The 16,546-nt window shown below is 68.0% G+C and carries 10 protein-coding genes; 6 read left to right on the forward strand and 4 right to left on the reverse strand.

Annotated features, from left to right (window positions below):
- The first annotated feature begins 64 nt into the window (after window positions 1–64).
- The 3 genes from ACO07Z_RS17925 to ACO07Z_RS17935 all read left to right on the forward strand — a co-directional run bounded on the left by ACO07Z_RS17925 (window position 65) and on the right by ACO07Z_RS17935 (window position 4,626).
- Entirely contained in the window at window positions 65–1,327 is a 1,263-nt protein-coding gene (locus ACO07Z_RS17925) for an MFS transporter (RefSeq protein WP_421699944.1), read from the forward strand.
- Window positions 1,328–1,503: 176 nt separating this feature from the next.
- The gene (gene clpB, locus ACO07Z_RS17930) at window positions 1,504–4,122 is read left to right on the forward strand and encodes an ATP-dependent chaperone ClpB (RefSeq protein WP_421699945.1); all 2,619 of its coding nucleotides are present in this window, start codon (window positions 1,504–1,506) and stop codon (window positions 4,120–4,122) included.
- Between the two features lie 84 nt (window positions 4,123–4,206).
- Window positions 4,207–4,626 carry a DUF2267 domain-containing protein gene (locus tag ACO07Z_RS17935; protein WP_421699946.1) on the forward strand — a complete coding sequence of 140 codons (420 nt, stop codon included), beginning with the start codon at window positions 4,207–4,209 and terminating at the stop codon, window positions 4,624–4,626.
- 90 nt (window positions 4,627–4,716) lie between these two features.
- On the opposite strand, the gene ACO07Z_RS17940 is transcribed toward ACO07Z_RS17935, so the two are convergent.
- Window positions 4,717–5,607: a UTP--glucose-1-phosphate uridylyltransferase gene (locus ACO07Z_RS17940; protein ID WP_421699947.1), complete on the reverse strand. Its 891-nt coding sequence runs from the start codon at window positions 5,605–5,607 to the stop codon at window positions 4,717–4,719.
- 245 nt (window positions 5,608–5,852) lie between these two features.
- Between ACO07Z_RS17940 and ACO07Z_RS17945 the strand changes: the two genes are divergently transcribed.
- Window positions 5,853–7,235, forward strand: coding sequence for a lytic murein transglycosylase (locus tag ACO07Z_RS17945; RefSeq protein ID WP_421699948.1), 1,383 nt, complete (start codon window positions 5,853–5,855; stop codon window positions 7,233–7,235).
- A gap of 82 nt (window positions 7,236–7,317) precedes the next feature.
- The gene (locus ACO07Z_RS17950; protein WP_421699949.1) at window positions 7,318–8,676 is read left to right on the forward strand and encodes a GDSL-type esterase/lipase family protein; all 1,359 of its coding nucleotides are present in this window, start codon (window positions 7,318–7,320) and stop codon (window positions 8,674–8,676) included.
- 113 nt (window positions 8,677–8,789) lie between these two features.
- Here the strand turns inward: ACO07Z_RS17950 and ACO07Z_RS17955 are convergent, their stop codons facing one another.
- From ACO07Z_RS17955 to ACO07Z_RS17965, 3 genes are all read right to left on the reverse strand, one after another.
- Window positions 8,790–10,214 carry a glutamate synthase subunit beta gene (locus tag ACO07Z_RS17955; RefSeq protein WP_421699950.1) on the reverse strand — a complete coding sequence of 475 codons (1,425 nt, stop codon included), beginning with the start codon at window positions 10,212–10,214 and terminating at the stop codon, window positions 8,790–8,792.
- Window positions 10,215–10,386: 172 nt separating this feature from the next.
- Window positions 10,387–15,123 carry a glutamate synthase large subunit gene (gene gltB / locus ACO07Z_RS17960; protein ID WP_421699951.1) on the reverse strand — a complete coding sequence of 1,579 codons (4,737 nt, stop codon included), beginning with the start codon at window positions 15,121–15,123 and terminating at the stop codon, window positions 10,387–10,389.
- 227 nt (window positions 15,124–15,350) lie between these two features.
- The gene (locus ACO07Z_RS17965; protein WP_421699952.1) at window positions 15,351–15,557 is read right to left on the reverse strand and encodes a hypothetical protein; all 207 of its coding nucleotides are present in this window, start codon (window positions 15,555–15,557) and stop codon (window positions 15,351–15,353) included.
- Here ACO07Z_RS17965 and ACO07Z_RS17970 point away from each other — a divergent pair.
- Window positions 15,556–16,482, forward strand: coding sequence for a hypothetical protein (locus ACO07Z_RS17970; RefSeq protein WP_421699953.1), 927 nt, complete (start codon window positions 15,556–15,558; stop codon window positions 16,480–16,482). The genes ACO07Z_RS17965 and ACO07Z_RS17970 overlap by 2 nt on opposite strands.
- Window positions 16,483–16,546: the final 64 nt, after the last annotated feature.

The following is a 16,546-nucleotide window of genomic DNA, read 5'->3' on the forward strand; positions in this document are numbered from 1 at the left end:
GCGCTAGCGGAACCGTTCCGACGGCCGGCCGTTTCCGGTGCGATGCCACCGCCGGTAGATCCCCATGCGCACCTCCACCTCCGCCGTGCTGCTCTCCCCGCTCGCCGCGCTCGCCGCGCTGAACCTGTTCCTCGCCGACGTCCGCGACGGGCTTGGGCCGTTTCTCGGCGTGTTCCTGCAGGAAAAGGGCTGGGGACCGGCGGAGATCGGGCTGGTGATGACGCTGGGCGGGCTGGTCGGCATGGCCGCGACCATGCCGATGGGGGCGCTGGTCGATGCCAGCCGCGCCAAGCGGGCGATCATCGTCATCGGTTCGGCGGCGATCCTTGCGGCATCGCTAACCATCCTCGCCGTGCCGTATTTCGCAGCGGTGGCGGCGGCGCAGGCGGTGAACGGCGTCGCTGCCGCCGCGCTGCTTCCGGCCATTGCCGGCCTCACCCTCGGCCTGGTCGGCCCCGCCGGCTTCGATCACCAGCTTGGGCGCAACGAGGCGTTCAACCATGCCGGCAACATCCTCGCCGCCGTGCTGGCCGGCGTGCTCGGCTGGTGGTTCGGCCTGCCGGCGGTGTTCGCGCTGCTGGGCGCCATGGCGCTGCTCGGCGCGCTGTCGGCTCTGGCGATCCCGGCGGCGGCCATCGACCACGAGGCGGCGCGCGGCGGCAGCGGCGCGGAGGTGGCGAAGGGGCATGAGAGTGTCGGCAAGCTGTTGCGGGAACCTGCGCTGGTGACGGCGGCCATCACCTTCGGCCTGTTTCATCTCGGCAATGCGGCGATGCTGCCGCTGTTCGGGCAGGCGATGGTGGCGACCGCAGGCGCCGACCCCAGCGGCCTCACCGCCGCGACCGTGGTGGTGGCGCAGGGTACGATGATCCCGATGGCGCTGGTCGCGGCATGGTTGGGCCAGCGCAGTGGCTACCGGCTGGTGCTGCTGCTCGCCCTCGCGGCGCTGCCGATCCGTGGTGTCATCGCGGCGGCGGCGGTGCATTACGGCGCCGCCTGGGCGTTGATCCCGGTGCAGATGCTGGACGGTGTCGGCGCCGGCCTGCTGGGCGTCGCGACGCCCGGGTTGGTGGCGCGCATCCTCGCTGGATCCGGCCGGTTCAATCTCGGCCTCGGCTTCGCGATGACGGCGCAGGGCATCGGCGCCTCGCTCTCGACCCTGCTCGGCGGGGTGGTGGCGCAGCGTCTCGGCTACCCCGCAGCCTTCCTCGCCTTGGGCGGCGTGGCAGTGCTGGCGGCGGGCGCTTATCTGATCGGTGGCTGCCCCGGTGGCACCGCGCCGAGGCGTCCCGTCGCAGGGTCCGGCACAGCGGCGGCAGCGGCCTGAGCAAAATCCGCGTTTGATCCGGCGCAACGCCCTTCCGTTGCCGTTTCGCCACACTACATGAGGACAGACGGATTGCCGCAACGGGGTCCGTTACGGCGGCCGGGATACGGGCGCCGTCGTCCCGAATGACCGTTCGCGCCTTCATGGGCGGACGGGGGGCCAGGAGGCAACGCGAAATGAATTTCGAAATCTACACCGAGCGCGCGCGCGGATTCGTCCAGTCCGCCCAGTCGCTTGCCCTGCGTGAGGGCAACCAGCAATTCACCCCCGAGCACCTGCTGAAGGTTCTGCTCGACGATCCGGAAGGTCTCTGTGCCGGGCTGATCACCCGCAGCGGCGGCGATCCGCGTATCGTGCTGGCCGACACCGAGGCGGCGCTGAAGAAGCTGCCCAAGGTGCAGGGCTCCGGCGCGGGCCAGGTCTATCTCGCCCCCGCCATGGCGCGCGTGTTCGAGGCCGCCGAGCAGGCGGCAAAGAAGGCCGGCGACGGTTATGTCACCGTCGAGCGCCTGCTCCTCGCGCTGGCACTGGAAAAGGACAGCGAGGCGGGAAAGATTCTCGCCAAGGCTGGCGCCACGCCGCAGAAGATCAACACCGCCATCGAGGCGCTGCGCAGGGGCCGCACGGCCGACAGTGCCACGGCGGAGAACGCCTATGACGCGCTGAAGAAATATGCCCGCGACCTCACCGAGGCGGCGCGCGAGGGCAAGCTTGACCCGGTGATCGGCCGCGACGAGGAAATCCGCCGCACCATTCAGGTTCTCTCCCGCCGCACCAAGAATAACCCGGTGCTGATCGGCGAGCCCGGCGTCGGCAAGACCGCTATCGTCGAAGGCCTCGCCCTGCGCATCGTCGATGGCGATGTTCCGGAGAGCTTGAAGGACAAGCAGCTGCTCGCCCTCGACATGGGCTCGCTCATCGCCGGCGCGAAATATCGCGGCGAGTTCGAGGAGCGGCTGAAGAGCGTGCTCTCCGAGGTCGAGGCGGCCGAGGGCGGCATCATCCTGTTCATCGACGAGATGCACACGCTGGTCGGCGCCGGCAAGACCGATGGCGCCATGGACGCGTCCAACCTGCTCAAGCCGGCGCTGGCGCGCGGCGAGCTGCACTGCGTCGGCGCCACCACGCTCGACGAATACCGCAAGCATGTGGAGAAGGACGCGGCGCTTGCCCGTCGCTTCCAGCCCGTCTTCGTCTCCGAGCCGACGGTGGAGGACACGGTGTCCATCCTGCGCGGCATCAAGGAGAAGTACGAGCTGCACCACGGCGTGCGCATCACCGATAGCGCGCTGGTGGCGGCGGCGACGCTGTCCAACCGCTACATCACCGACCGTTTCCTGCCCGACAAGGCGATCGACCTCGTCGACGAGGCGGCGTCGCGCCTGCGCATGCAGGTCGATTCCAAGCCCGAGGAACTCGACAATATCGACCGCGAGATCGTGCGCCTCCGCATCGAGCAGGAGGCGCTGAAGAAGGAGAGCGACGCCGCTTCCAAGGACCGGCTGAAGAAGCTGGAGAAGGAGCTCGCCAATCTGGAGGAGCAGTCGGCGTCCATCACCTCGCGCTGGAAGGCGGAGAAGGAGAAGCTCGGCGACGCGCAGAAGATCAAGAGCGAGCTGGAGAAGGCCCGCGCCGATCTCGCCATCGCCCAGCGCTCGGGCGAGTACCAGAAGGCGGGCGAACTCGCCTATGGCACCATTCCGGCGCTGGAGAAGAAGCTCGCCGCCATCGAGGCGAAGGACACCGCTGCCGAGGTGAAGGCTGGCGCGATGGTGGAAGAGGCGGTGACGCCCGACCACATAGCTGGTGTCGTCTCGCGCTGGACCGGCGTTCCCGTCGACAAGATGCTGGAAGGCGAGAAGGAGAAACTGCTGCGCATGGAGGACATGCTCTCCAAGCGCGTGGTCGGCCAGAAGGAGGCCGTGGAAGCCGTCTCGACCGCGGTTCGCCGCGCGCGGGCTGGGCTTCAGGACCCGCACCGGCCGATCGGCTCCTTCATCTTCCTCGGCCCCACCGGCGTCGGCAAGACCGAGTTGACCAAGGCGCTGGCGTCGTTCCTGTTCGACGACGACACGGCGCTGGTGCGCCTCGACATGTCGGAATACATGGAGAAGCACTCGGTTGCCCGCCTCATCGGCGCGCCTCCCGGCTATGTCGGCTATGAGGAGGGCGGCGCGCTCACCGAGGCGGTGCGGCGCCGGCCTTATCAGGTCGTGCTGTTTGACGAGATCGAGAAGGCGCATCCGGACGTGTTCAACGTCCTCCTGCAGGTGCTCGATGACGGGCGGCTGACGGACGGGCAGGGCCGCACGGTCGACTTCCGCAACACGCTGATCATCATGACCTCGAATCTCGGGGCCGAATATCTGGTGAATCAGCCCGACGGACAGGACAGCGAGGCAGTGCGCGAGGAAGTGATGGCGGTGGTGCGTGCGCATTTCCGGCCGGAATTCCTCAACCGTGTCGACGAGATCGTCCTGTTCCACCGGCTGCGCCGGGAGCAGATGGGCGCCATCGTCGATATCCAGGCCAAGCGGCTGGAGAAGCTGCTGGAGGAGCGCAAGATCGCGCTGGAGATCACCCCCGAGGCGCGGGACTTCCTGGCCGACAAGGGCTACGACCCGGCCTATGGTGCCCGCCCGCTCAAGCGGGTCATGCAGAAGCTGCTGCAGGATCCGCTAGCCGGCCGCATCCTTGCCGGCACCGTAAAGGATGGCGATGTCGTTCGGGTCGAGCGCGGGGCGAACGAGCTTCTGTTCGACACCCGCCCGCGTAATGTGGACGAAGCGGCCTAACGGCCGCCACACGCCTCATCATCCTGTAGAAAGACCGAAGGGCCCTCTCGCGGGGGCCCTTCTTTCATCCGGGGAGGGGTCGCGATGCCGATGCCGATGGAGTTGCAGCACGCATCCGACGAGTTCGAGCGTTTCCTCGCCGATGCCCGCGATTTCTCCGGGCTCGCCACCCGCAACCAGACCTACACCATGGTTGAAGGCGTGCTGCTGACCTTTCGCCGCCGGCTGGAGGTGCAGCAGGCGCTCGATTTCGCCGATGTGCTGCCGCCGCTGCTGCGCGCCATCTTCGTTTCCGGTTGGGATGTCTCGGAGCCGGTGCGGCCCTTTGCCGACCGGGCGGCGCTGACGCGAGAAGTGCAGGCTCTGCGGCAGCACCATAATTTTGCGCCCGGCAACTGCCTGTCCGATGTCGCCTGGGCGCTGCGCCGTCATGTCGACGCAGAAGCGTTCGACCGGGTGGTGGCCACGTTGCCGGAGGGCGCGGCGGATTATTGGCAGGCGTGAGGCGAGGTGCGCCGGCCAAGCTACGCCAACCAAGCAAAAGGGCGCCGTAGGGCGCCCTTCTTCATGAGATGGCGGCGGCAGGACGGGGGCTCAACTCCGTGCCAGCAGCGCGTCGAGTTCGGGGCGGAAGGCGCCGGAGATTTCCGGGTTGTCGAGCGCGTAGGCGACATTGGCCATGAGGAAGCCGAGCTTCGAGCCGCAGTCGTAGATCGCGCCGTCGAAGGTGACGCTGTAGAAATCCTGCGTCTGGGCCAACTTCAGCATGGAATCGGTGAGCTGGATCTCGTTGCCGGCGCCGCGCTCCTGAGTGGCGAGCAGATCGAAGATTTCCGGCTGCAGGATGTAGCGGCCGGAAATGGCGAGGTTCGAGGGAGCGACCTCCTTCTTCGGCTTCTCGACCATCCGGGCGATCTTATGCACGCCGTCGGCCATCTCCTCACCGAGGCCAACAATGCCGTATTGGTCCGTCTGCTCCGGCGGCACCTCATAGACCGCGATGTGGTTGCCGCCGCCGGTGCGCCGGTAGGCTTCCGCCATCTGGCCGAGGCAACCCTTGCCGTTGGACGGCTTGTGCAGCATGTCCGGCAGCAGCAGGGCGAAAGGCTCGTTGCCGATAATATCGCGGGCGCACCACACCGCGTGGCCGAGGCCGAGCGGGAGCTGCTGGCGGGTGAAGCTGGTGGCGCCGGGACCCATGGTCTCCTCGCGCAGCAATTCCAGCATCTTGAGCTTGCCGCGCTCCTGCAGCGTGTCTTCCAGTTCGTATTGCCGGTCGAAATGGTCCTCGATCACGCCCTTGTTGCGGCCGGTGACGAAGACGATGTGCTCGATGCCGGCGGCGCGCGCCTCGTCCACCACATGCTGAACGACGGGCCGGTCCACCACCGTGAGCATTTCCTTCGGCACCGCCTTGGTGGCGGGCAGAAAGCGCGTGCCGAGGCCGGCGACGGGGAGGATCGCTTTGCGAATAGGTTTTACCATCGGGGGAATATGCCGCTCTTGATGACGCAGGTTCAGGCAGACGGGCGAACTCGTAGCGCAACGAACTTAACGCTTCGCTCCTGTCAATGCACCGGCGGGTTAACGCGGAGGTGGCGGAATAGGTTCCGCGGTGGTCACATCCGCGAAAGAGCCGGGATGCCGCAGCGGAAAGTGACGCCGCGTTAACATCACCGAAACCATGCGGCTGGCCTAATCATCGCCGGTTTCCGCGTTAGGGTAGCGTCATGGTTCATCGCACGGCCTCCGACCGGGGGTATGCCGGCCGCGCGGCTGGCGTCGCCATCGTCTGCTTCGGGCTCGCCGGCTGCGCCGGCGGCGACGACATTACCGGCGCGCTATCCGCGCCGCCGGCCGCCTATGCCAGTGCGGCGCCCGCTCGGCCGGCGCCCACGCGCCCGCAGGTGCGAGCGGAGGCGGCTCCCGCCGCACCGGCCGCCACTGCCAGCCATCCCGACATGACCCCGGCCGCGCTGGCGCGCGACGAGGCGAATTTCAGCCGCTGCATCGCCGCGCTGGAACCGAAGGCGCGTGCCGCCGGTGTCTCCGCCGCCGGGTTCCGCCGCTATACGGCGGGGCTGAAGCCCGACATGGGCATCATGGAGAAGCTGCAGACCCAGCCCGAATTCAGCCGCACCGCCGGCGACTATGTCGACATGCTGGTTTCCGAAACCCGCATCCGCAAAGGCCGCGAGGCGATGGCGCAGAACGCGGCGGTGTTCGCCGAAGTTGAGCGCCGCTACGGCGTCGATCGCTATGTCGTCGCCGCCATCTGGGGCATCGAGACCAATTACGGCAGCGCGCGCGGCTCCTACCCGGTGCTTCAGGCGACCGGTACGCTGGCCTGCGTCGGTCGCCGCAAGGCTTATTTCCGCGACGAATTTGTCGCCGCCCTGCGCATCGTCGATCGCGGCGACATTCCCGAGAGCCATTTGCGCGGCTCCTGGGCCGGCGCGTTCGGTCTCACCCAGTTCATGCCGACCGCCTTTCAGCGCGATGCGGTGGATTTCGACGGTGACGGGCACCGCAACGTGGTCGATTCGGTTGCCGACGCGATGGGCTCTACCGCCAACAAACTGAAGCGCGGCGGCTGGCAGGCGGGCCGCAGCTGGGGCTATGAGGTCGTGCTGCCGCGCCGCTTTGACTATCTGCTGGCCGACAAGAACATCCGCAAGCCGATGCGGGAATGGGCGGCGCTCGGCATTCACCGGCCGGACGGGCGGGCGATGCCACCGGGCAACGAGATGGCCTATCTGCTGCTGCCCGCAGGGGCCAAGGGGCCGGCCTTCCTGATGACGGACAATTTCAAGGCCATTCTCAGCTACAACCCGGCGGATGCCTATGCGCTCGCCATCGGCCATCTTGCCGACCGGTTGCGCGGCGGCGGGCCTTTTGTCCAACCCTGGCCGGAGCAACGCGCGCTCTCGCGCAATGAGCGCTCGGAGCTGCAGCAGCGCCTTGCCTCGCGCGGCTACAATGTCGGCACGCCCGATGGCGCGATCGGCGCGCAGACGCGGGCGGCCGTCCGCGATTATCAGGTCGCGGTCGGCCTGCCGCCTGACGGAATGGCCAGCGGCGAGGTGCTGGATAGCCTGCGCGGTGGCTCCTGATACCGGAACCGGGTCGGAGGGTCTTGAATCAGCCGCGATAATGGGCCACCCGTTCTGGGTGTCACCATTGGGAAATCGGCGCATGGGCCGCAGGCTCGGCTATCGGATCGGAGCGAAGGCGCTGGCGTCGGCCGGGCTGCTTCTGGCCGGCTGCGCTTTGGCCCAGGCGCAAAGCGACTGGTTCCGCCCGCCGGCCGATGTCGGCCAGCCCTCGGCCCGGCCCTCGCAACAACAACAGCAGCGGGCCCGTCCGCAACAGCAGCAGGCGCGCCCGCAGCAGCGCGGCGCACCGCCGCAAGCCGCCGCGCCGAGCCGTTCCTGGTCGCCCTTCCAGCCGCTGATCAACCTGTTCGGCGGCAATGACGCCCGCCCCCGGCGGATGATGCCCGCGGAACCGCAATTCGCGCCGCCCCCGCCCGTGGTGGCGCAGCCACCGGCGGAGCCGCGCGGCAAGGTCTACGCCGCCGCCGGCGAGGCGCGGTCAGCGTCCGACAAGGTGAAGGAAGTCGTGCTGGTGTTCGGCGACGAGCAGGCCGGCACGCTCGCGCAGGGGCTGGCGGATGCCTTCGCTGCCGACCGCGAGAGCGCGGCGGTCGTCGGCCGAACGGAAGCCGGCGCCGGCTTCGCCCCGGGGCGCACGGTGGATCTTCTCGCCGTCGCGCGGCAATTGCCCACGGGCAATGATCAGGCCGACGCCATCGTTGTCCTGGCCGGCGCCAATGATCTGGAGCCGATCACCGATGCGGCGGGGGTGAGGGCCGAACTGTTCGACGAGCGCTGGCGCGAGCTCTATTCCCGCCGCGTCGAGGATTTCCTGCTGGCACTCAAGCTGCAGCGCCGCAACGTGGTCGTAGTCGGTCTGCCGCCGGTGGAAGACAGCATGCGCAGCGAGCAGATCGCCCGCTACAACGCGCTGCTGAAGGAGATGGTGGAGCGCAACGGCTTCATCTTCGTCGACGCTACCGACGGCTTCGTCGACGAGAACGGCAAGTTCATGATGTCCGGCCCGGCGGTGGATGGTCAGCGCCGGCGCCTGCGCACCGCCGACGGTGTCGGCTTCACCCGCGCCGGCGCGCGCAAGCTGGCCTTCTTCGTCGACCAGAAGCTCGACGATCTGCTTTCGGGGCAGGATGTTCCGGCTGCTGCGGCCGACCCGGCGGACACGAGGCCCTCCATCATTATGCTGACCGGCGGCCCGCCGGCCGGCAATGCGCGCAGCCTCGCCGGGGCGCCGGCGCTGGCCGCAGGCAACGATGTCCGCCGCGCCGCCATGGCGGAGGAGGCCAAGCCGGAGCCGGCCAGTGCTCTGGTCGAGGGCACGGCGCCGCCAGCGGTGGCTGGCCGCACGGACGATTTCCGCTGGCCGCCGGGCCAGCCGGTGGAACCGCTGGTTCCCGCCATGCCGCAGGCCCCGCTTCCGGGAGCGGCCCCGTCGCCTTAGAGCCTGATCCGATCAGGTTGAGGCAACCTGATCGGTAAAACGTGCCCTAGCCCGTCCGGACATGAAAAAGCCGGGCGCGAGGCCCGGCTTTGCGTTCTTGCGGGTGATCACTCTCAGCGCGGCAGGACGGAGCTGCCCATCAGGAACGTGTCGATCGACTGCGCCGCCTGGCGACCTTCGCGGATCGCCCATACGACGAGAGACTGGCCACGGCGCATATCCCCGGCAGCGAACAGCTTCGGCACGCTGGTGGCGTAGTCGAGATCGGTCGCTGCCACATTGCCGCGCTTGTCGATTGCGAGCCCCTCCTGCTCCAGCATGCCTTCGCGCACCGGATGGACGAAGCCGAGAGCAATGAAGACGAGATCCGCCTTGATCAGGAACTCGGTGCCGGCGATCGGCTGGCGCTTGGCGTCGACACGGGCGCACTTCACCGCGGTGACATGGCCCTTCTTGCCCTCGATACCGAGGGTCGCGGCGGCGAATTCGCGCTCGGCGCCTTCGGCCTGCGAGGAAGAGGTGCGGAACTTGGTCGGCCAATAGGGCCACACCGCCAGCTTGTCTTCCTTCAACGGCGGCACCGGGCGGATGTCGAGCTGGTGCACCGACAGCGCGCCCTGGCGGAAGGCGGTTCCGACGCAGTCGGAAGCGGTGTCGCCGCCGCCGATCACCACCACATGCTTGCCGGCGGCGAGGATGGGCTGCTCGCGCGACACATCCTCATGGCCGACGCGGCGGTTCTGCTGCACCAGATAGGGCATGGCGTAATGCACGCCTTCCAACTCCTGGCCGGGCAGGGCCGGGTTGCGCGGAGCTTCCGAGCCGCCGCACATCAGCACCGCATCATGGCCTTCCAGCAGTTCGTCGAGCGGCGTGGTGACGCCGACATTGACGTTATAATGGAAGGTCACGCCTTCGCCCTGCATCTGGGCGACGCGGCGGTCGATATAGTGCTTTTCCATCTTGAAGTCGGGAATGCCGTAGCGCAGCAGGCCACCGGCCTTGGGCTCGCGCTCATAGACATGCACCTCATGGCCGGCGCGGGCGAGCTGCTGCGCGGCGGCGAGGCCGGCCGGGCCGGAGCCGACCACGGCGACCTTCTTGCCGGTCTTGTGCGCGGCCGGCTCGGGCTTGATCCAGCCCGCCTTCCACGCCTTGTCGGCGATCGCCTGCTCGACGGTCTTGATGGTGACCGGCACGTCCTCGAGGTTTAGCGTGCAGGCTTCCTCGCAGGGGGCGGGGCAGATGCGGCCGGTGAATTCGGGGAAGTTGTTGGTGGAGTGGAGGTTGCGCGCCGCCTCTTCCCAATTGCCGTGATAGACGAGGTCGTTCCAGTCCGGGATTTGGTTGTGCACCGGGCAGCCATTCGGCCCATGGCAGAACGGCACGCCGCAATCCATGCAGCGCGAGGCCTGGTTGGCGACCTCGGCGTCCGGCAGCGGCAGGGTGAACTCGCGGAAATGGCGAATGCGGTCGGAGGCGGGCTGATATTTCGCCTCGCGCCGATCGATTTCGAGAAAGCCCGTAACCTTGCCCATTGCGCCCTCTTTCGCGGAGCACCGCCACCTTGGAGGCATTCCACCCCCCGGTGCAGATACATCAAACATGCCAGTTGGAAAATGGCGGCGCGGCACCGTACCGCGCCGCGACCGAGCCGCGGCCCTCCCGAAGGGCCGGTCCCGCCGGAAGCTCCGGCAGGTGCGGGCAGACCTATTCGGCTGCCTGCAGGCCGCGCATTTTCTCCATTTCGCGCAGCGCCCGCTGATACTCGACGGGCATCACCTTGACGAACTTGCCGCGATAATCGGCCCAGTTGTCGAGGATCGCCTGCGCCCGCGCCGAGCCCGTATAGTGCAGGTGCTTGGCAATCAGCTGATGCAGGCGCTCCTCGTCGTGGTGGCCCATATCCGCCATGATGTCGATGCGGCCCTTGAATTCCAGGTCACCACCATGGTGGTGCAGGCGCTCCAGCAGGTCCTCTTCCTCTTCCACCGGTTCGAGATCGACCATGGAGAGGTTGCAGCGCTTCTTGAAGGTACCGTCCTCGTCCAGCACATAGGCGACGCCGCCGGACATGCCGGCCGCGAAATTGCGCCCGGTCTGGCCGATGACGACGACCACGCCGCCGGTCATGTATTCGCAGCCATGGTCGCCCGTGCCTTCGACCACCGCGATGGCGCCCGAATTGCGCACGGCGAAACGCTCGCCGGCGACGCCGCGGAAATAGACCTCGCCCGAGGTGGCGCCGTAGAGCACCGTGTTGCCGACGATGATCGACTGTTCCGGCACGATGGCGCTGTCCGCCGCCGGCATCACCACGATCCGTCCGCCCGAGAGGCCCTTGCCGACATAGTCGTTGGCTTCGCCGACAAGCGTCATGGCGACACCGGTGGCGAGGAAGGCGCCGAAGGCCTGGCCGGCGGTGCCTGTCAGATGGATGTTGATCGTGTCGTCCGGCAGGCCGGCATCGCCGTAGCGCTTGGCCACCTCGCCCGAGAGCATGGCGCCGACCGAGCGGTTGATGCTCTTGATCTCGCTGTGGATCACGACCTTCTCGCCGCTCTCCAGCGCCGGCATGGCCTGGTGGATCAGCGTGCGGTCGAGCACATGCTCGATCGGATGGTTTTGCCGCTCGGTGTGGTAGATCGCGACCTCGGGGCCGACCTGCGGCTTGGCGAAGATGCGGCTGAAGTCGAGACCCTTGGCCTTCCAGTGCTCGATCGCCTCGCGCTGGTCGAGCCAGTCGGAGCGGCCGATCAGCTCGTTGAAGGTGCGCACGCCGAGGGCCGCCATGAACTCGCGCACTTCCTCGGCGACGAAGAAGAAGTAGTTGATGACGTGCTCGGGCGTGCCCTTGAAGCGCTTGCGGAGCACCGGGTCCTGGGTGGCGACGCCCACCGGGCAGGTGTTGAGGTGGCACTTGCGCATCATGATGCAACCGGCCGCGATCAGCGGCGCGGTGGAGAAGGCGAAATCATCCGCCCCCAGCATGGCGCCGATCACCACGTCGCGACCGGTCCGCAGGCCACCATCGACCTGCAGAGCGATGCGTCCGCGCAGATTGTTTAGCACCAGCGTCTGGTGCGCTTCCGCGAGGCCCATCTCCCAGGGCGAGCCGGCATGCTTGATGGCGGTGAGCGGGGAGGCGCCCGTGCCGCCCTCGAAGCCGGAGACGGTGATGTGGTCGGCGCGCGCCTTGGCGACGCCGGCCGCGACCGTGCCGACGCCCACCTCGGACACCAGCTTCACCGAGATGTCGGCTTCCGGGTTGACGTTCTTCAGGTCGTAGATGAGCTGCGCCAGATCTTCGATCGAGTAGATGTCATGGTGCGGCGGCGGCGAGATGAGGCCGACGCCCGGGGTGGAGTGGCGCACCTTGGCGATGACCGCATCCACCTTGTGACCGGGCAGCTGGCCGCCTTCGCCGGGCTTGGCCCCCTGCGCCATCTTGATCTGGATCATGTCGGCATTGACGAGGTAGTCCGCCGTGACGCCGAAGCGGCCCGACGCCACCTGCTTGATCGCCGAGCGCATGGAATCGCCGTTGGGCAGCGGCTTGAAGCGCGTCGCCTCCTCGCCACCCTCGCCGGTGTTCGACTTGCCGCCGATGCGGTTCATCGCGATGGCGAGCGTGGTGTGCGCCTCGCGCGAGATGGAGCCGAACGACATCGCCCCGGTGACGAAACGCTTGACGATCTCGGCCACCGGCTCGACCTCGTCGACCGCGATCGGCGCACGGCCGAGCTCGCCGGCCTCGCGGATGCGGAACAGCGAGCGGATGTTCAGCGTCTTGGCGCCGGCCTCGTTCACCAGCTGGGCGAAATGGCGGTACTTGTCCTGCGCGTTGCCGCGCACCGCATGCTGCAGCACTGCGACCGTCTCGGGGTCCCAGGCGTGCTCCTCGCCGCGCAGGCGGAAGGCGTAGTCGCCGCCGACATCGAGCGAGGTGCGGTAGACCGGCGCGTCGCTGAAGGCGTCGCGGTGGCGCATGGCGGTTTCTTCGGCGATCTCGGCAAGGCCGATGCCGCCGACCGAGGAGGCGGTGCCGAAGAAATAGCGGTCGACAACCTCCTGGTTGAGGCCGACGGCGTCAAAGATCTGCGCGCCGCAATAGGACTGGTAGGTCGAGATGCCCATCTTGGACATGACCTTGAGCAGACCCTTGTCGATCGACTTGATGTAGCGCTTGACGATTTCGTACTCGTCGACCTCCTCGGGGATGTCGACGCGCATGTCGATCATCGTCTCGAAGGCGAGATAGGGGTTGATCGCCTCGGCGCCGTAACCGGCGAGACAGGCGAAATGGTGCACCTCGCGCGCCTCGCCCGTCTCGACGACGAGACCGACCGAGGTGCGCAGGCCCTTGCGGATCAGGTGATGATGCACCGCCGCCGTCGCCAGCAGCGAGGGAATCGGGATGCGGTCCGGCCCGACGAGGCGGTCGGAGAGGATGATGATGTTGTAGCCGCCATGCACCGCCGCCTCGGCGCGCTCGCACAGCCGCTCCACCGCATCGCCCATGCCCGCCGCGCCCTTGTCGGAGGGGTAGGTGATGTCGAGCGTGCGGGTGTCGAAGCGCTCCTCCATGAAGCCGATGGAGCGGATCTTCTCCAGGTCCTCATTGGTCAGGATCGGCTGGCGCACTTCCAGCCGCTTGCGGCGGGAATTGCCTTCGAGGTCGAAGATGTTCGGCCGCGGCCCGATGAAGGAGACGAGGCTCATCACCAATTCCTCGCGGATCGGGTCGATCGGCGGGTTGGTGACCTGGGCGAAGTTCTGCTTGAAATAGGTGAACAGCGACTTCGACTTCTTCGACAGCGGCGAGATCGGCGTGTCGGTGCCCATGGAGCCGACCGCTTCCTGGCCGGTGGTCGCCATCGGCGCCATCAGCAGCTTGAGGTCTTCCTGGGTGTAGCCGAAGGCCTGCTGGCGATCGAGCAGCGACACGTCGGTGCGGACCTCGCGCGCTTCCACCGAGCGCAGCTCCTCCAGCACCAGCTGGGTGCGCTGCAGCCACTCCTTATAGGGGTGCGCCTTGGCAAGCGTGGTCTTCACCTCCTCGTCGGGGACGAGGCGGCCTTCTTCCAGGTCGACCAGCAGCATCCGGCCCGGCTGCAGGCGCCACTTGGTGACGATCTCGCTTTCGGGGAAGGTGAGCACGCCCATTTCCGAGGCGAGGACGATCTTGTCGTCCTTGGTGACGAGATAGCGCGCCGGGCGCAGGCCGTTGCGATCCAGCGTGGCGACGATCTGGCGCCCGTCGGTGGCGACGATGGCGGCAGGCCCGTCCCACGGCTCCATCATGGCGGCGTGGTACTCGTAGAAGGCGCGGCGTTCCTCGTTCATCAGCGGGTTGCCGGCCCAGGCTTCGGGCACCAGCATCATCGCCGCGTGCGGCAGCTCGTAGCCGCCCTGAATCAGGAATTCGAGCGCGTTGTCGAAGCACGCCGTGTCCGACTGGCCCTCATAGGAGATCGGCCAGAGCTTGGAGATGTCGTTGCCGAACAGCTCGCTGTCGACGGAAGCCTGGCGGGCCGCCATCCAGTTCACATTGCCGCGCAGCGTGTTGATTTCGCCATTATGCGCGACCATCCGGTAGGGATGGGCGAGCGACCAGGCGGGGAAGGTGTTGGTCGAGAAACGCTGATGCACGAGGGCGACCGCGCTCTCGAACTCCGGGTCGTGCAGGTCGGCATAGTAGGCGCCGAGCTGGTCGGCGTTGAACATGCCCTTATAGACGATGGTGCGGCAGGACAGCGACACGACATAATAGCCGGCCGTGCGCGGGTCCTTGGCGTCGTAGACCGCGTTGGAGATCACCTTGCGCAGGATGAACAGCCGGCGCTCGAAGTCGTCCTCGCTGGCGATCGCCTCGGCGCGGCCGATGAAAACCTGCACATGACGCGGTTCGGTCGGGAGGACAGTGTGGCCGAGCGAGGAATTGTCGGTCGGCACGTCGCGCCAGCCGAGCAGCACCTGGCCCTCTTCCGCCACCACGCGCTCCATGGTGGTGCGGATGATCTCCCGCCCCTCGGCGTCCTGTGGCATGAAGATGTGGCCGACCGCGTAATGGCCGGGCGCAGGCAGCGTGAAGCCGAGCTTCTCCGCCTCCTTGGCGAAGAAGCGGTGCGGCAGCTGCACCAGCATGCCGGCGCCGTCGCCGGCGCGCGGGTCCGCGCCCACCGCGCCGCGATGTTCGAGGTTGAGCAGGATCTTCAGCCCATCCTGGACGATCTGATGCGACTTGCGGCCCTTGATGTCGGCAATGAAGCCGACGCCGCAGGAATCCTTCTCGTGGCGCGGGTCATAGAGCCCTTGCGCGGCCGGGAGGCCCGGGTCGATGTGGGAAATGGATTTGGTGGCACGATCCGCCGCGGCCGGACGAACCGGAGCCTCGTGGACAACGTGCGCGGCGGAGCCGCCCCATTCCTCATTCATTCCCGTCACTCCCTCAAGGGTCGCTTTGATGTCCGGCGCCGAAACGGACTGTTCCCGCGGGGCGCTCTCCCGCAAGGCGTTCCCGCTCGCCGAACTACGCTAGCATCCGCCGTGCCACGCCCTCAGAAGGGCTGGGCCGCGAATTATAGGACAGCATACCTGCCCTATCAACCGCGAAGATGCCAGAATTGACGCGCGCGCACAAGCGCCGCGCGCGTCTTGGCCGGCGCGTTTTTTCACTCTTCTTGCGAAGCGTGCGCGCCGGGCGAAACGAACGGTAAGGCGCCCGGCCTTCGCGCGCAACGCCATTGCGCTTGAAGGTCACCCTTGCCGCCGGCTTGGCCGCGAGGTCGGGCAGGGGAGGAGACATGGGCCAAGGTCTTGCCGATGCCGCATTTTGCGGCTTCGTTGACCGCTCGCCCTTCCGCTTCGGAGATGTCCATGCCGATGCCCTGCGCGCCGACCGCCCGCTTGCCCCGGCGCCTCGCGGCGGCCGTGCCGGTGATGGCCGGCCTGTGCACCCTCATCAGCCTGCCCGCGCAGGCGCAGATGTATGTCCGGCCCTATGGCGGGGTCTATGTGGAGCGCTATTACGGTCCACCGCCGGCCTATTACCCGCCGCCCCCGGTCTATTATCCCCCGCCTGCCGCCTATCCGCCCCCACCGCCGGTTTATCAGGCGCCGGGTCGCTTCCCCTTCGCCGATGTCGCGCCGATGCTGCGTTCCATGGGCATGAGCGCCATCGGCCGCCCGCGCGTCGACGGCAACACCTATCTCGTCGATGCCACCGCGCGCTCGGGGGCGCGCATGCGCGTGCGTATCGATGCCTATAGCGGCGAGGTGATCGCCATGCACGAGATCGGGCAGGGGCCGGTTGGGGGCGCGCCGTCCGCACCTGTTCGTCAGGCGCTGCCGGCGGTGGCGCCGTTGCCGCCCGCACGGCCGCCGGAACTCGCCGCCATTCCGGCGCCGGAGCCTTCGGCCGAAGCGACGCCCACCGCCGCGCCGGATTCCTCGCCGTCGCCCGCTCCGGCGGCACCGGAGCCGGCAGCCAATGCGACGACGCCCGCGTCTCCCTCCGCTGCGACGGGTGCGAGCGAGCCGGCTCCGGGCGCCGCCAGCCCGGTGCGGATCATCCCTGGGACCGCCGTCCCGCCGAGCGCCATGCCCGCCGCAACGGCATCGACTGCGGCTCCCGCGGCCGCACCGCCCGCCGAACCGGCTAAGGCTGCCGCCGCAACGCCCGCCATTCCCCCCGCCGGCAGCGGCACGGGAACCGGCGTCGGGACCGGCAGTACCGTGCCGGCTGGTACCGCCTCGGTCTATGCCCGCGGCGCCTCGGGCAAGCCGGCGCCGACGGAGGACTGAGCTTCCGCCCACAACGCAAAGGGCGCCCCGGTGGTCCGCCGGGGCGCCCTTTTCTGTCAGATGG

Source organism: Ancylobacter sp. (assembly GCF_965229075.1).
Lineage (GTDB): Bacteria > Pseudomonadota > Alphaproteobacteria > Rhizobiales > Xanthobacteraceae > Ancylobacter.

Excerpts from the sequence above, each read along its gene's own strand:
- ACO07Z_RS17955 (WP_421699950.1), bottom strand. The coding sequence starts at position 10,214 with ATGGGCAAGGTTACGGGCTTTCTCGAAATCGATCGGCGCGAGGCGAAA.
- ACO07Z_RS17945 (WP_421699948.1), top strand. The coding sequence starts at position 5,853 with ATGGTTCATCGCACGGCCTCCGACCGGGGGTATGCCGGCCGCGCGGCT.
- ACO07Z_RS17965 (WP_421699952.1), bottom strand. The coding sequence starts at position 15,557 with ATGGACATCTCCGAAGCGGAAGGGCGAGCGGTCAACGAAGCCGCAAAA.
- ACO07Z_RS17925 (WP_421699944.1), top strand. The coding sequence starts at position 65 with ATGCGCACCTCCACCTCCGCCGTGCTGCTCTCCCCGCTCGCCGCGCTC.
- ACO07Z_RS17935 (WP_421699946.1), top strand. The coding sequence starts at position 4,207 with ATGCCGATGCCGATGGAGTTGCAGCACGCATCCGACGAGTTCGAGCGT.
- clpB (WP_421699945.1), top strand. The coding sequence starts at position 1,504 with ATGAATTTCGAAATCTACACCGAGCGCGCGCGCGGATTCGTCCAGTCC.
- ACO07Z_RS17970 (WP_421699953.1), top strand. The coding sequence starts at position 15,556 with ATGCCGATGCCCTGCGCGCCGACCGCCCGCTTGCCCCGGCGCCTCGCG.
- ACO07Z_RS17950 (WP_421699949.1), top strand. The coding sequence starts at position 7,318 with ATGGGCCGCAGGCTCGGCTATCGGATCGGAGCGAAGGCGCTGGCGTCG.
- ACO07Z_RS17940 (WP_421699947.1), bottom strand. The coding sequence starts at position 5,607 with ATGGTAAAACCTATTCGCAAAGCGATCCTCCCCGTCGCCGGCCTCGGC.